The organism is Anoxybacillus sp. FSL W8-0104, assembly GCF_038004465.1.
GTDB classification, from domain to species: Bacteria; Bacillota; Bacilli; order Bacillales; family Anoxybacillaceae; genus Anoxybacillus; species Anoxybacillus flavithermus_G.
Genome location: NZ_JBBOQU010000001.1, coordinates 12501 through 27500, shown reverse-complemented (window position 1 = coordinate 27500; position 15000 = coordinate 12501). Strand labels below are relative to the sequence as shown.

Below are 15000 nucleotides of genomic sequence, written 5' to 3'. Positions count from 1 at the left end.
AAGTTTTACGATCGTGACTTCCATATGAATACGTGGATGATTTGTCAAACGCATATCGTGTTGGCTTTTGCTTAACAAATCGATCGCTTCATATATGAACGATGTCGGAATCATGTCAGAAAGCTCTCGAAATCGCTCATCAACAAGCACACGATGCGTCACATCCTCAAGCTGTGGCGCTGCTTTATATAAAAGCATATCTCGGTAATAATAAATTAAATCTTCGACGAGACGGTTCGGATCTTTCCCTTGTTCCATTAAATCTTGAAAAAGGCGTAACGCCTCAACCGTCTTCTTTTCATACATCGCGTAAATTAAATCAGCAATTTTCCGCTGTGAGACAGCGCCTGTAACCGCTAACACATCTTCAAGCAACACCCGGTCATCACTAAAAGAAATGGCTTGATCAAGCAAGCTTAACGCATCACGCATTCCACCATCAGCAGCACGCGCAATTGCAAACAATGCTTCTTCCTCTACATCTATACCTTCTTCAGCAACAACCGTTTTTAAACGTGAAACGATGGATTTGAGCTCAATGCGCCGAAAATCAAACCGCTGACATCGAGAAACGATCGTTAACGGAATTTTGTGAGGCTCTGTTGTCGCTAAAATAAAAATGACATGTTTCGGTGGTTCCTCCAATGTCTTTAATAATGCATTAAACGCCCCGATGGACAACATATGCACTTCATCGATAATATACACTTTATAAGGTGCTGAGGTTGGAGCAAATTTCACCTTATCGCGAATATCACGAATTTCATCTACTCCGTTATTTGATGCTGCGTCAATCTCTAACACATCTGAAATCGAACCGTTCATAATGCCTAAACAAGTCGGACATTCGTTGCATGGCTCTGCTGTTGGACGATGCTCGCAGTTTACCGCTTTAGCGAAAATTTTAGCTATACTTGTTTTTCCTGTCCCACGTGGACCAGAAAATAAATATGCATGTGAAATCTTTTGTTGAAGCAGGGCATTTTGCAACGTTTTTGTGACGTGTTCTTGACCGACAACATCTTTGAAGCTTTGTGGCCGAAAAACACGATATAAAGCTCTATAACTCACGAAACTGCCCTCCTCTTTGTCCTCGTATCCCATTTATTATATCATTAAAAAACGTATGAAAAAAGCACTTGCCTCCTAGGCAAGTGCTTTCGATCCCATTTATGTAAATTGCCGTGCACCTTCTGTCGACTAGCTGCCATAAACGTTACTAGAGTAGTTAGCTCGGTTCAGGCACCCCTGCGGCACATGGGATTGTCCGCTTACTGCTGCTTCCTTCCGGACCTGACAGGGTTCACGGATTCCCATTGCGCAGGACCCAAACGTCAACACCACTTACTCTAGGCAGACTCTACAGCAAACTAGCCTAAAGAAGGAATTCAGCCTCGCTAGAGCGGATTGCGAGTACAGGGCACCGCTACCTCCCCGCTTAGCACGGCAATGCGTTATCTCTAACGCAAGTATAAGTATATCTCTTTTTCATCCAAATTGCAACGACTACACAATGGAATTTAATTGGAATTACATCTATTTTTTCTCTTTTTTTTGCTGACGCAAACGTCGAAAAAACTGACTCAATAGGTCGCCACATTGTTCAGCTAATACCCCGCTAACAACCTCCGATTGGTGATTAAATCTCGATTCTTGTAATAAATTCATTAATGTCCCTGCACATCCCCCTTTCGGATCGCTTGCCCCAAATACAACGCGTTTGATCCGAGACAGAACAATTGCCCCAGCGCACATGGCACAAGGTTCTAACGTCACATACAACGTTGCTTGTTCTAGTCGCCACGTGCCTAGTTTTCGACATGCTTCATCAATGGCCAAAAGCTCCGCATGAGCAATCGAGCGTTGATCCCGTTCGCGCAAATTATGGGCTCGCGCAATCACTTGGTCGTTATATACAATAACAGCACCGATAGGCACTTCTCCTATTTTTTCTGCTTTCTTTGCTTCTTCGATCGCTAAATGCATGTAATACTCATCATTTCTCATCTTTTGAAACTCCCGTACCTTTTTAGATGATGTATAAAATTTTGTGTAAAGCATTTTGCTAGACCAAAAGAAAAAAGGTAGGGTATTCTCTGATTGAACCCAAATATTCCAGAGAAAGGAGAACCCTACCTATGTCCAAAAGTATACCGAATGTCGACTGGGCAAATCAACTGGAAAGTGTCATTCGTCAGTTTGTAAAGGAAAAATTAGAACTGATCATGCGGGAAGAAATCAAACATTTCCTCGAAATCGAACAGGCCGGAACATCGAATATGAGAAACGGCTACTATCAACGAAATCTAGATACGCAATATGGCCGAATTGAAGGCCTTTTGGTCCCAAGAGATCGAAATGGGGAATTTCAAACGCAGCTGTTTGCCCCTTACCAACGTCATACTGGTTGGCTCGAGGAAGCCGTCATCAAAATGTATCAAAGTGGCATGAGTACGAGGGAAATTGGCAAGTTTATCGAACGAATTTTAGGAAATGCCTATTCTCCAACGACAATCAGTCGTATTACCGATGTAGTGAAGGAAGACATCGAGAAATGGCACAATCGTCCTCTACATCAGCGTTATTCGGCTTTATATTTGGATGGTTTATACGTAAAACTTCGTCGCGAAACCGTGGAGAAAGAAGTCATTTATGTGGTGTTAGGGGTGAACGAAGAAGGATATCGCGAAATTCTTGATTTCTTTGTGGGAGGACAAGAAAGCGCCTATGTATGGCAGGAAATCCTTCAACACCTCTATCAAAGAGGCGTCAAGGAAGTGCTTCTGGGCGTATTCGATGGACTACCGGGGTTGGAGGAAGCCTTTAAGGCGGTTTATCCGAAAGCCGATGTGCAGCGTTGTGTCGTTCACAAAGTCCGTAACACCCTCAGCCGTGTTCGAAAAAAAGATCAATTTGAAGTGGCAGAGGATCTCAAACTGATTTATCGCGCGCCGAATAAGGAGATGGCGTTACAAATGTTTCAACAGTTTGAGTCGAAATGGTCAAGCAAGTATCCGAGAGAAGTTCAATCTTGGGCCAATGAGTTGGATGTTCTCCTTACATTTATGGATTATCCAAGCAGTATTCGAAGTGTGATTTATACGACGAATGCCATTGAACGAACGATCAAGGAGATTCGGAAACGTCTAAAACCGATGAACAGTTTGAGCAGTTTAGAAGCCGCGGAAAAAGTCGTGTATTTGACCATCCAAGATTTTAATGAGAAATGGGCAGGGCGAAAGTTGCGAGGATTTGCCGAAGCACATGAAGCCCTTCAACGAATGTTTGAAGAACGTTACAATTAACCAAATATTGTAAATAAACAAAATAAGGGGATTCTCCCTTTCCACACAAGAGACTGAATATTCAGTCTCTTGTGTGGAGGAAACCAGTCTCCCCTCTATTCTAAATCTATTTCAGAGATACCCTATCTATTTTACATTACACAAAATTCTTGACGGTACCCCTTTTTATCATCTATAAAGTATATCAAAACAAAAAAGCAACATACATACTAATCATTTTATGTTAAAATAAATTTTGTCTGTCTACACAGACGGTTTCACCCGAAGGAGGTTACACAATGTCCCGCGTGCCCTTTATTACTGTGGAAGGCCCAATTGGTGTTGGAAAAACATCATTAGCTAAGGTCATCTCAACCCATTTTCAATATGAGCTATTAAAAGAAATTGTTGATGAAAATCCTTTTTTAGGTAAATTTTATGAAAACATCGAAGAATGGAGTTTCCAAACAGAGATGTTTTTTCTATGTAATCGCTATAAACAGCTAGAAGATGTCGAAAAAAAGTTTTTAAACAATGGGAAACCGGTTGTAGCTGACTACCATATTTTCAAAAACTTAATCTTTGCTAAGCAAACGTTAAAAGGAAAACAGTACGAAAAGTATGTACGAATTTATGACATTTTAACAAGCGATATGCCAAAACCAAACGTTGTTATTTATTTGCATGCTTCATTACACACGTTGTTAGAGCGTATTGCTATGCGGGGTCGCGAATTTGAAAAAAACATTGATCCGAACTATTTACAACAACTATCTCATGCTTATGAACAAGCAATAGAACAATTTGAACAAGACCACCCCCACATTTCTGTATTGCGATTTAATGGAGATGAACTCGACTTCGTTCATAATGACAAAGATCGATTTTATATTTTAAATGAACTGCAATCTGTTCTCAAAAGGAGCTTAGAACAATGAACTTACGAGAAAAATATCATATCCCAAGCGATGCTGTCATTACCATTGCTGGAACGGTCGGTGTCGGAAAATCAACGATGACAAAAGCGTTAGCTGATGCGCTTCAATTTCGCACTTCTTTTGAAAAAGTAGATACAAATCCTTATTTAGATAAATTTTACGCTGATTTTAAACGTTGGAGCTTTCACCTTCAAATTTACTTTCTCGCTGAACGATTCAAAGAACAAAAGCGTATTTTTGAATACGGAGGAGGATTTGTCCAAGATCGCTCCATTTACGAAGATACAGGTATTTTTGCAAAGATGCATTTCGAAAAAGGAACGATGTCGAAAGTTGACTACGAGACGTATACGAGTTTATTTGAAGCAATGGTCATGACTCCGTATTTCCCTCATCCTGATCTGCTTATTTACTTAGAAGGAAGTTTTGAGGAAATTATTAAACGCATTCGTGAGCGCGGTCGTCCAATGGAACAGCAGACACCAACCGAATATTGGAAAGAAATGTATGAAAGATATGAGAGATGGATCAATAGCTTTAACGCTTGTCCTGTTTTGCGTATTAACATTAATGAATATGACATTATTCGCGATGCCGAATCGATCGAGCCGATCGTTGCAAAAATTGGATACATGATTGAACAGTATCGCAAGTTAAAAAAATAAGGATGTTCCCAGTTGTTTTTGGGACATCCTTTCATTTTTTCACATAAAACAAAAATTCGTTACGATATGTAACGAATTATCCGATAAACAATCTCCATTTTATGCGCTGTGGTTTATGGATATTCGAATAATGGCGGAGGAGGAGGGATTCGAACCCCCGCGCGCCTTTCGACGCCTCTCGGTTTTCAAGACCGACCCCTTCAGCCAGACTTGGGTACTCCTCCGTATCGACATGTATTAAATTATCATAACCATCACGACATGTCAACACTTTTTATAAAGAAAAGGGGGGCAAACTTTCTCCCCCTATGAAATAACTTCTTTTCCTCCCATGTATGGTCGAAGTACTTCTGGAATAACTACCGTTCCATCTTCCTGTTGGTAATTTTCTAAAATCGCTGCAACAGTTCGTCCGATGGCTAAACCAGATCCGTTTAGCGTATGCACATGTTCTGGCTTCGCCTTTGGATCACGACGGAAACGAATATTTGCGCGGCGAGCTTGAAACGCTTCAAAATTGCTGCAAGAAGAAATTTCACGGTATGTGCCGTAGCTTGGTAACCATACTTCAATGTCATATTTTTTTGCTGCAGTAAAACCTAAATCAGCTGTACACATGCTCATTACACGATATGGCAGACCTAATAGTTGTAAAACACGCTCTGCATCATTCGTTAACTTTTCAAGTTCTTCATAAGAATCTTCTGGTTTTACAAATTTCACAAGCTCTACCTTATTGAACTGATGTTGACGAATTAATCCGCGTGTATCTCTTCCTGCTGATCCCGCTTCCGAACGGAAACATGCACTATATGCAACATATTTAATCGGCAAATCATCTGCTGATAAAATTTCATCGCGATGTAAGTTTGTCACAGGAACTTCTGCTGTTGGAATTAAAAAGTAGTCTTCACTTTCAATACGAAACGCATCTTCTTCAAACTTTGGAAGTTGCCCCGTTCCCGTCATGCTTGTCCGATTAACGATGTATGGCGGGAGAACTTCTTCATATCCATGTTGTTCAACATGTAAATCTAACATAAAGTTAATTAACGCACGTTCTAAGCGCGCTCCAAGACCTTTATAAAACACAAATCGGCTTCCTGTCACCTTTGCTGCTCGTTCAAAATCTAAAATACCAAGTTGATCAGCAATTTCCCAATGTGGTTTCGGTTCAAAAGAAAATGAACGTGGTTCACCCCATTTGCGAATTTCCACATTGTCGTCTTCTGATTCACCAATCGGAACAGATTCATGTGGAATGTTTGGAATGGATAAAAGCAATGTTTCAAGCTGTTGTTCTACTTCGCGCAATTCATCATCAAGTACTTTAATTCGATCACCAACCTGGCGCATTTCAGCAATGAGATGATCCGCGTCTTTTTTCTCGCGTTTTAATAAAGCAATTTGTTGTGACACATCATTGCGCTTATTTTTTAATTCCTCCGCTTGTGCAATCAACTCACGACGACGGCGATCGAGCTGCTCGAATCGTTCAAAATCAGTTAAGTCTTCACCACGATGTTGAAGTTTTTGTTTTACTTCTTCAAAATTGGCACGTAAAAATCGTAAGTCTAACATCGCAATTCCTCCTTTACATTTGTTTAGTAAATAAAAAACTCCCGTCCCAGAAGAAAGGGACGAGAGTATTCCCGCGTTGCCACCCTAGTTGAAGACATATGTCTTCCACTCGAGAAATATAACGGTTCTCACCGGAAATGCTTACTAACTGGACGTGTTCAGCATTTCGCTCCAGGATGGATTCACAAGTCATTCCTGCCGATTCACACCAACCATCGGCTCTCTGAAAGGAAGAGGGCTTGCTACTAGTTCCTGTCATCGCTTTTTCTTCATATCATTTTCTTGGAAATAATGTACTATAAGTTTAAACAAAATGCAACCCGTTTATTCTTTTGTCTCTTTCACCATGTTGATAAAGTATTGCGTCATACGATGGTCGTCTGTTAATTCTGGATGAAACGAACATCCTAAAAATTGTCCTTGTCTTGCCGCGACAATGCGATCCTCATATGTCGCAAGCACATCAACATCGGCTCCTACAGATACAATGTGCGGAGCTCGAATAAATACACCAATAAAGTCATCCGCGACTCCTTTAATAGATAAAGATGCTTCAAAGCTTTCACGCTGGCGACCGAACGAGTTGCGTTCAACCGTAATATCCATTAAACCGAGATGCGGCTCATCGTAACCAACAATTTTTTTCGCTAAAATGATTAAGCCTGCACACGTTCCAAACATCGGCTTCCCTTCGCCTGCGAATTGCTTCAGCGGTTCAATAAAGCCGTATTTATCCATCAAACGACGCATCGTCGTACTTTCCCCACCTGGAATGATAAGACCATCAATCTGTGTCAATTGCTCGACCTTTTTAATCACTACCGCTTCTGCACCACACGCTTCAATCGACCGTACATGTTCACGTACGGCCCCTTGCAATCCTAATACTCCTATTTTCACCATATTCATTGCTCCTTTACATTACCATCCGCGTTCTTGCATCCGTTGTTCAGGAAGCAACGAAGAAATATCAATCCCTTTCATCGCTCCACCTAATCCTTTTGATAAGTGGGCAATTAATTCGTAATCTTCATAATGAGTTGTCGCCTCTACGATAGCACGTGCATATTTTTCAGGGTTTTCTGATTTGAAAATACCAGAACCAACAAATACACCATCAGCACCTAAATGCATCATTAATGCTGCATCCGCTGGTGTCGCAACACCACCTGCTGCAAAGTTAACGACAGGAAGACGACCAAGACGTTTAATTTCTAACAACACTTCAAACGGTGCACCTAAATTTTTCGCTTCCGTCATTAATTCATCTTCACTCATGCTGACGACTTTACGCACTTGCGCGTTTACTTTACGCATATGGCGAACAGCTTCAACAATATTTCCTGTGCCCGGTTCACCTTTTGTACGAAGCATCGATGCTCCTTCAGCGATACGACGAGCTGCTTCACCTAAATCACGGCAGCCACATACAAACGGCACAGTAAATTGACGTTTATCAATATGAAATTCTTCGTCTGCTGGCGTTAATACTTCACTCTCATCAATATAGTCTACGCCGAGCGCCTCTAATACACGCGCTTCCACATAGTGGCCGATACGCGCCTTCGCCATTACCGGAATAGATACTGCTTTCATCACTTCTTCAATAACTGTCGGATCAGCCATGCGGGCAACACCACCAGCTGCACGAATATCAGCTGGAACGCGCTCAAGAGCCATCACTGCAACAGCACCTGCTGCTTCTGCGATTTTCGCTTGTTCTGCATTCACGACGTCCATAATGACGCCACCTTTTTGCATTTCCGCCATTCCGCGTTTTACACGTTCTGTACCTGTAACCGCCACCGTTCATTCCTCCCATTATGTATATCGTTATTGTGATATTGTACTGAAAAATCAGTTTAACGACAACTATTCATTACTTCAGTACACTATCCATATTCTAGCATACGTTTTTACTAGGTAAAAGTGTAGAAACACTAGCTACATTTTTTTATTTTAACTCAATTTTTCAAAAAATCATAATAAAAATTTTAAAGCCCTCCAAAAAGAGAGCTTTAAAATAACCCTTTGATTGCATTTGAAGCACCACTCCAAATATCGCTAAACAGTTCACCAATGGCGCGCAGCGCTAAAATAAAGCCATTTGCTTTCTCTACAGCTCGCTTTGTTACGATGTCAACTTGTGCTGCTTTTTCCCCTTCTTTCGTTAAATAGCCGTAGTCTGTTCCTTCATATTTCACGTACATATATCCTACTTTTTGACCTTTTTTCACAGGGGCTGTTAACGTTTCTTTTTCAATAACAACAACAGGTTTATATTTTTTCTCTTCCCCGCGTTTAATAACAAGCGATAGTGGTTGTTTTGTCGCGATCGCAACTTCTTTTTCTTTCCCTTTTTTTACGATGACTGTTTTATGTTTTTTCGTCGTATAGCCTTTTGGATACAACTTTTGCACAGTATAGTTGCTAAACGCATAGTCTAACATTTTTCTCGTCTGTTCAAAACGTGATAAATATGTACCCTTACCATTCGTTTTTGCATTCATCACAACGGTAATAAAGCGCATACCATTCCGCTCTGCTGTACCTGTAAAGCAATACCCTGCAAACTCTGTATATCCCGTTTTTATACCATCTACACCTTCATATGCTGCGATAAGTCCCGGAAGCATCCAGTTCCAGTTATCCATTTTAATTTGGTCATCTGTTCCTTCTCGGAAATACTTTCGGGGAATACTTGCCGTTTCTAAAATTTCCGGGAACTCGTGATATAAATGATATGCTAATGTCGCTACAGCACGAGCAGACATGACGTTTTCTTCGTTATCTCCACTACCTGCTGGGTGCAATCCCCCTAAATCTTTGTTATTGAGTCCGGTTGCATTAACAAACTTGTAATCTTTTAATCCCAGCTCTTGCGCTTTTTCATTCATCATCTTCACAAAATTTGCTTCCGAACCACCAACAATTTCTGCGATTGCAACCGTCGCCCCGTTTGCCGAGTAAATCGCCATTGCTTCGTATAATTCACGTACTGTATATTTTCCATCTTTTCTTAACGGAACATTCGATAAATCGCGCTTTTGAGAAATTTGATATACATACTCACTTACTGCATATTCTTGATCCCATTTCACGCGCCCTTCATGAATGGCCTCTAGCAACAAATACTCCGTCATCATTTTTGTCATGCTAGCAATCCCTAAAACGGCATCAATATTTTTTTGGTATAAAATTTTTCCTGTTTCCGCTTCAACGAGAATAGCGGCATCTGCTTCAATATTGAGCACGTCTTCTTCCGCTTTTATATTTTGCGGTAACGTCGCCATAAATAAGAACATTGCTACAATGGAAATGATGAAGCTCTTGTACGATGTTTTCACGCTCAAACCCTCCAACTCTGTTTTACATAACCGTTATTTTAACATACTCTTGTAAAAAAAAATAGACAGAGGAATCTTCCACCTCTGCCTATGTATTTACTACATAAATGAATAGTTTGGCGCTTCTTTCGTAATTTGGACGTCATGTGGATGGCTTTCTCTTAGTCCTGCTCCAGTCATGCGCACAAATTGCGCTTTTTCTCGCAATTCTTCTAAATTTCTCGTTCCGCAATAGCCCATTCCTGCTCGCAATCCACCGACAAGTTGATAAATGGTATCAGCAAGCGGCCCCTTATAAGGTACTCTTCCTTCAATGCCTTCCGGAACAAATTTTTTATTATCTTCTTGGAAATAGCGGTCTTTACTTCCCTTTTCCATCGCTCCAACTGATCCCATACCGCGATATACTTTAAATCGTCTACCTTGATAAATTTCTGTTTCCCCCGGACTTTCAGATACACCTGCAAGCAAGCTTCCGAGCATAACCGCATGTCCACCAGCTGCTAAAGCCTTTACAATATCACCAGAATATTTAATTCCCCCATCAGCAATAATTGAAACACCATATTTCCTTGCTTCTGTTGCACAGTCATAAATGGCTGTAATTTGAGGAACACCGACACCTGCGACAACCCGTGTCGTACAAATTGATCCTGGACCGATACCGACTTTAATGATATTTGCTCCTGCTTCAATTAGATCTCTTGTCGCCTCTGCTGTCGCGACATTTCCAGCGATAATGTTCAATGTCGGGTAAGTGTCGCGAATTTTCCGTACCGTTTCAAGCACTCCTTTAGAATGACCGTGGGCTGTATCAACTACAATGACGTCAACGTTTGCTTCCACAAGCTTTTTCACGCGCAACATCGTATCTGATGTCACCCCAACAGCCGCCCCAACAAGAAGACGTCCTTTCGCGTCTTTTGCTGCATTTGGGAATTCAATGACTTTTTCAATATCTTTAATGGTAATAAGCCCTTTTAACACACCTTGATCGTCAACGAGAGGGAGTTTTTCAATTTTGTACTTTTGTAAAATTTTTTCTGCTTCTTCTAATGTTGTTCCAACAGGGGCAGTAATTAAATTTTCTTTTGTCATGACATCAGAAATTTTTATTGAGTAATCTTGAATGAAACGTAAATCACGATTTGTAATAATTCCAACAAGCTTTTGTTCTTCAGCATTGTTCACGATCGGAACGCCTGAAATACGATATTTACTCATTAAATGTTCCGCATCATATACTTGATGTTCGGGGGTTAAAAAGAACGGATCGGTAATTACCCCGCTTTCTGAACGCTTTACTTTATCGACTTGTTCCGCCTGTTGCTCAATCGACATGTTTTTATGGATAATTCCTAATCCTCCTTGGCGCGCCATCGCAATCGCCATTTCTGCCTCTGTCACCGTATCCATTCCCGCACTAATAATTGGGATGTTCAATTTCAATGTTTTACTTAGCTCAACCGTTAGATCGACATCACGTGGCAACACTTCTGACTTCGCCGGAATTAAAAGAACATCATCAAATGTCAATCCTTCTTTCGCAAATTTTGTTTCCCACATCGTTTTTCCCCCTCACTTTGGAAATATTAATTAGTAGAGTATCAACTTCGCTTTTTTCTGTCAAGAAAACATAAAAATGTTCGATAATTCAATCAATTAACTAAGGAGAGTACACGATGTGGGAAGTGTTTTATTCATCAAATTTTACACAACAGTTTTTACTTGATCGGTACAAACAAGAAGGAAGAGAAGACGCTGAAAAGAAAAGCTATGATAATTGTTATCCATTTATGTATTACTTGCAACACGGAAAAAAGTTTTACGACACCGCCCATGAAGCACCGCTAGCGATTAAGCCTGTTTTATTATTTTATGGAAATGTTCAACTTCTTAAAGCTTGTTTATTAACTATTCACGCTGACTATCCTAAAACATCGTCCGTTTTAGCGCATGGGGTATCAACAAGAAAAAGAAAGAAGCAAAACTATGATTTTTTTAAAGACGAAGTAAAAGTTCAAAAACATGGTTTGTTTACTTATTTTTCTGAAAAAATGTTTCATGTGAAACATGCATATGGAGAAAAGTTTTGTATGAAAGATCTGTTAGAACATATTGAGGAATTAACTCCTTTATTTGAGCTATATTTTAAACATGTAAACGAACGCAGCAAACATACCCATGAAGTCGTTGCCCACTATTTATTGCTTTATAATTTAAGCATGATTTGCCGTTATGAAACAGAATGGTGGTACGATCTCCTTCATAGTTATTCAAACGATGCGTATCCTTTTATTGTACAATTTTTAGAAGTAACCAAACATAAAATACCACTATATTTGTATCATTATTTATTAGATAGCAAAAAAGACCAAGACTAAATTGTCTTGGTCTAGTCTTTGCCCGGCAACGTCCTACTCTCGCAGGCGGTGTCCCGCCAACTACCATCGGCGCTGGAGAGCTTAACTTCCGTGTTCGGGATGGGAACGGGTGTGACCTCTCCGCCATCGTCACCGAGCAATATATTGAAGGATAATTCCTTCAAAACTAGATAACAGAACAGTCGCCTTCGCTTTTCTTGACTATGTCAAGAACCGTTCTCAGCTTTTCTTGATGTCTAGCTGCGGCTCCTAGCCCCTCGAACCACTTCAGTCCTGCTGTGGCGGCAACAGCCTCCTCGCAGGCCTTTCGCGTTCTTCGTGGCTGGACAGTCGCCTTCGCTTTTCTTGTGTGCTTAGTTAAGTCCTCGATCGATTAGTATCCGTCAGCTGCACGTGTCGCCACGCTTCCACCTCGGACCTATCTACCTTGTCATCTTCAAGGGATCTTACTCGCTTGACGCGATGGGAAATCTCATCTTGAGGGGGGCTTCACGCTTAGATGCTTTCAGCGCTTATCCCTTCCGCACATAGCTACCCAGCTGTGCTCCTGGCGGAACAACTGGTACACCAGCGGTGCGTCCATCCCGGTCCTCTCGTACTAAGGACAGCTCCTCTCAAATTTCCTACGCCCGCGACGGATAGGGACCGAACTGTCTCACGACGTTCTGAACCCAGCTCGCGTACCGCTTTAATGGGCGAACAGCCCAACCCTTGGGACCGACTACAGCCCCAGGATGCGATGAGCCGACATCGAGGTGCCAAACCTCCCCGTCGATGTGGACTCTTGGGGGAGATAAGCCTGTTATCCCCGGGGTAGCTTTTATCCGTTGAGCGATGGCCCTTCCATTCGGAACCACCGGATCACTAAGCCCGACTTTCGTCCCTGCTCGACTTGTAGGTCTCGCAGTCAAGCTCCCTTCTGCCTTTACACTCTTCGAATGATTTCCAACCATTCTGAGGGAACCTTTGGGCGCCTCCGTTACGCTTTGGGAGGCGACCGCCCCAGTCAAACTGCCCACCTGACACTGTCTCCCACCCCGATCAGGGGTGCGGGTTAGAATCTCAGTACGACAAGGGTGGTATCCCAACGGCGACTCCACCTAGACTGGCGTCCAGGCTTCTCAGTCTCCCACCTATGCTGTACATGTCGCACCAACATTCAATATCAGGCTGCAGTAAAGCTCCACGGGGTCTTTCCGTCCTGTCGCGGGTAACCTGCATCTTCACAGGTACTATGATTTCACCGGGTCTCTCGTTGAGACAGTGCCCAAGTCGTTACACCTTTCGTGCGGGTCGGAACTTACCCGACAAGGAATTTCGCTACCTTAGGACCGTTATAGTTACGGCCGCCGTTTACTGGGGCTTCGGTTCGCACCTTCGCTTGCGCTAAGCGCTCCCCTTAACCTTCCAGCACCGGGCAGGTGTCAGCCCCTATACTTCGCCTTACGGCTTCGCAGAGACCTGTGTTTTTGATAAACAGTCGCTTGGGCCTTTTCACTGCGGCTCCCCTGGGCTATTCACCCGAGGGAGCACCCCTTCTCCCGAAGTTACGGGGTCATTTTGCCGAGTTCCTTAACGAGAGTTCTCCCGCGCACCTTAGGATTCTCTCCTCGCCTACCTGTGTCGGTTTGCGGTACGGGCACCTCTCACCTCGCTAGAGGCTTTTCTTGGCAGTGTGGAATCAGGCACTTCGGTACTTTATTTCCCTCGCCATCACAGCTCAGCCTACTCAAGCGGATTTGCCTACTTGAGGCGCCTAACTGCTTGGACGCGCACAACCAGTCGCGCGCTGACCCTATCCTCCTGCGTCCCCCCATTGCTCAAACGGTGAGGAGGTGGTACAGGAATATCAACCTGTTGTCCATCGCCTACGCCTTTCGGCCTCGGCTTAGGTCCCGACTAACCCTGAGCGGACGAGCCTTCCTCAGGAAACCTTAGGCTTTCGGTGCAGAGGATTCTCACCTCTGTTTTCGCTACTCACACCGGCATTCTCACTTCTAAGCGCTCCACTAGTCCTTCCGGTCTAGCTTCGACGCCCTTAGAACGCTCCCCTACCGACGACGTAAGTCGTCCCACAGCTTCGGTGGTACGTTTAGCCCCGGTACATTTTCGGCGCAGAGTCACTCGACCAGTGAGCTATTACGCACTCTTTAAATGGTGGCTGCTTCTAAGCCAACATCCTGGTTGTCTAAGCAACTCCACATCCTTTTCCACTTAACGTACACTTTGGGACCTTAGCTGGTGATCTGGGCTGTTTCCCTCTTGACCACGGATCTTATCACTCGTAGTCTGACTCCCGAGTATAAGTCATTGGCATTCGGAGTTTGACTGAGTTCGGTAACCCGATGAGGGCCCCTAGCCCAATCAGTGCTCTACCTCCAAGACTCTCAACTCGAGGCTAGCCCTAAAGCTATTTCGGGGAGAACCAGCTATCTCCAAGTTCGATTGGCATTTCACCCCTACCCACACCTCATCCCCGCACTTTTCAACGTGCGTGGGTTCGGGCCTCCAGTAGGTATTACCCTACCTTCACCCTGGACATGGGTAGATCACCTGGTTTCGGGTCTACGACCTCGTACTATACGCCCTATTCAGACTCGCTTTCGCTGCGGCTCCGTCTTTTCGACTTAACCTCGCACGAGATCGTAACTCGCCGGTTCATTCTACAAAAGGCACGCCATCACCCATAAACGGGCTCTGACTACTTGTAGGCACACGGTTTCAGGTTCTCTTTCACTCCCCTCCCGGGGTGCTTTTCACCTTTCCCTCACGGTACTGGTTCACTATCGGTCACTAGGGAG

Annotated in this window: 11 protein-coding genes, 1 tRNA gene, 2 rRNA genes, 1 other RNA gene and 1 other annotated feature (2 of these 16 running past the window's edge); of the genes, 4 read left to right on the top strand and 11 right to left on the bottom strand. The window is 43.0% G+C overall.

The window, feature by feature from the left end:
* From dnaX to tadA, 3 genes are all read right to left on the bottom strand, one after another.
* A protein-coding gene (dnaX, locus tag NST18_RS00125; RefSeq protein WP_004888489.1) for a DNA polymerase III subunit gamma/tau crosses the window boundary here: on the bottom strand, nt 1-1071 show its 5' portion. 609 nt of this gene lie to the left of the window's left edge; only the first 1071 of its 1680 coding nucleotides appear in the window; it begins with the start codon at nt 1069-1071; its stop codon lies off the left edge, out of view.
* Nucleotides 1072-1182: 111 nt separating this feature from the next.
* Nucleotides 1183-1447: signal recognition particle sRNA large type (ffs, locus tag NST18_RS00120), an RNA gene on the bottom strand.
* 89 nt (nt 1448-1536) lie between these two features.
* The gene (gene tadA, locus NST18_RS00115) at nt 1537-2007 is read right to left on the bottom strand and encodes a tRNA adenosine(34) deaminase TadA (protein WP_004888488.1); all 471 of its coding nucleotides are present in this window, start codon (nt 2005-2007) and stop codon (nt 1537-1539) included.
* Nucleotides 2008-2138: 131 nt separating this feature from the next.
* On the opposite strand from tadA, the gene NST18_RS00110 reads away from it, so the two are divergent.
* The 3 genes from NST18_RS00110 (at nt 2139) to NST18_RS00100 (ending at nt 4887) form a co-directional block, all read left to right on the top strand.
* Nucleotides 2139-3305, top strand: coding sequence for an IS256 family transposase (locus NST18_RS00110; RefSeq protein ID WP_340721122.1), 1167 nt, complete (start codon nt 2139-2141; stop codon nt 3303-3305).
* Between the two features lie 278 nt (nt 3306-3583).
* Nucleotides 3584-4222, top strand: a complete 639-nt coding sequence (locus NST18_RS00105; protein WP_004888485.1) for a deoxynucleoside kinase — start codon at nt 3584-3586, stop codon at nt 4220-4222.
* The gene (locus NST18_RS00100) at nt 4219-4887 is read left to right on the top strand and encodes a deoxynucleoside kinase (RefSeq protein ID WP_064214272.1); all 669 of its coding nucleotides are present in this window, start codon (nt 4219-4221) and stop codon (nt 4885-4887) included. Before NST18_RS00105 ends, NST18_RS00100 begins: the two co-directional genes overlap by 4 nt.
* Nucleotides 4888-5018: 131 nt before the next feature.
* Here the strand turns inward: NST18_RS00100 and NST18_RS00095 are convergent.
* The 6 genes from NST18_RS00095 to guaB all read right to left on the bottom strand — a co-directional run bounded on the left by NST18_RS00095 (nt 5019) and on the right by guaB (nt 11381).
* A tRNA-Ser gene (locus tag NST18_RS00095) sits at nt 5019-5111 on the bottom strand.
* Nucleotides 5112-5193: 82 nt separating this feature from the next.
* Nucleotides 5194-6468, bottom strand: coding sequence for a serine--tRNA ligase (gene serS / locus NST18_RS00090; RefSeq protein WP_004888482.1), 1275 nt, complete (start codon nt 6466-6468; stop codon nt 5194-5196).
* A 52-nt stretch (nt 6469-6520) separates the two neighbouring features.
* Nucleotides 6521-6736 (bottom strand) — a binding site (T-box leader).
* Nucleotides 6737-6792: 56 nt separating this feature from the next.
* The gene (pdxT, locus tag NST18_RS00085) at nt 6793-7371 is read right to left on the bottom strand and encodes a pyridoxal 5'-phosphate synthase glutaminase subunit PdxT (RefSeq protein ID WP_064220485.1); all 579 of its coding nucleotides are present in this window, start codon (nt 7369-7371) and stop codon (nt 6793-6795) included.
* 18 nt (nt 7372-7389) lie between these two features.
* Entirely contained in the window at nt 7390-8274 is an 885-nt protein-coding gene (gene pdxS / locus NST18_RS00080) for a pyridoxal 5'-phosphate synthase lyase subunit PdxS (protein WP_004888477.1), read from the bottom strand.
* 212 nt (nt 8275-8486) lie between these two features.
* Entirely contained in the window at nt 8487-9773 is a 1287-nt protein-coding gene (locus tag NST18_RS00075; protein ID WP_051035120.1) for a D-alanyl-D-alanine carboxypeptidase family protein, read from the bottom strand.
* Nucleotides 9774-9914: 141 nt separating this feature from the next.
* Nucleotides 9915-11381, bottom strand: coding sequence for an IMP dehydrogenase (guaB, locus tag NST18_RS00070; protein WP_004888472.1), 1467 nt, complete (start codon nt 11379-11381; stop codon nt 9915-9917).
* 116 nt (nt 11382-11497) lie between these two features.
* On the opposite strand from guaB, the gene NST18_RS00065 reads away from it, so the two are divergent.
* Nucleotides 11498-12199 carry a YaaC family protein gene (locus NST18_RS00065; protein ID WP_340721121.1) on the top strand — a complete coding sequence of 234 codons (702 nt, stop codon included), beginning with the start codon at nt 11498-11500 and terminating at the stop codon, nt 12197-12199.
* Between the two features lie 20 nt (nt 12200-12219).
* On the opposite strand, the gene rrf is transcribed toward NST18_RS00065, so the two are convergent.
* A 5S ribosomal RNA gene (gene rrf / locus NST18_RS00060) occupies nt 12220-12336 on the bottom strand.
* A gap of 216 nt (nt 12337-12552) precedes the next feature.
* Nucleotides 12553-15000, bottom strand: a 23S ribosomal RNA gene (locus NST18_RS00055) (it continues 478 nt past the right edge of the window).

Coding starts and splice junctions, on each gene's coding strand:
- tadA (WP_004888488.1), bottom strand. CDS start 2,007: ATGAGAAATGATGAGTATTACATGCATTTAGCGATCGAAGAAGCAAAG.
- NST18_RS00110 (WP_340721122.1), top strand. CDS start 2,139: ATGTCCAAAAGTATACCGAATGTCGACTGGGCAAATCAACTGGAAAGT.
- NST18_RS00105 (WP_004888485.1), top strand. CDS start 3,584: ATGTCCCGCGTGCCCTTTATTACTGTGGAAGGCCCAATTGGTGTTGGA.
- NST18_RS00100 (WP_064214272.1), top strand. CDS start 4,219: ATGAACTTACGAGAAAAATATCATATCCCAAGCGATGCTGTCATTACC.
- serS (WP_004888482.1), bottom strand. CDS start 6,468: ATGTTAGACTTACGATTTTTACGTGCCAATTTTGAAGAAGTAAAACAA.
- pdxT (WP_064220485.1), bottom strand. CDS start 7,371: ATGGTGAAAATAGGAGTATTAGGATTGCAAGGGGCCGTACGTGAACAT.
- NST18_RS00075 (WP_051035120.1), bottom strand. CDS start 9,773: ATGTTCTTATTTATGGCGACGTTACCGCAAAATATAAAAGCGGAAGAA.
- guaB (WP_004888472.1), bottom strand. CDS start 11,381: ATGTGGGAAACAAAATTTGCGAAAGAAGGATTGACATTTGATGATGTT.
- NST18_RS00065 (WP_340721121.1), top strand. CDS start 11,498: ATGTGGGAAGTGTTTTATTCATCAAATTTTACACAACAGTTTTTACTT.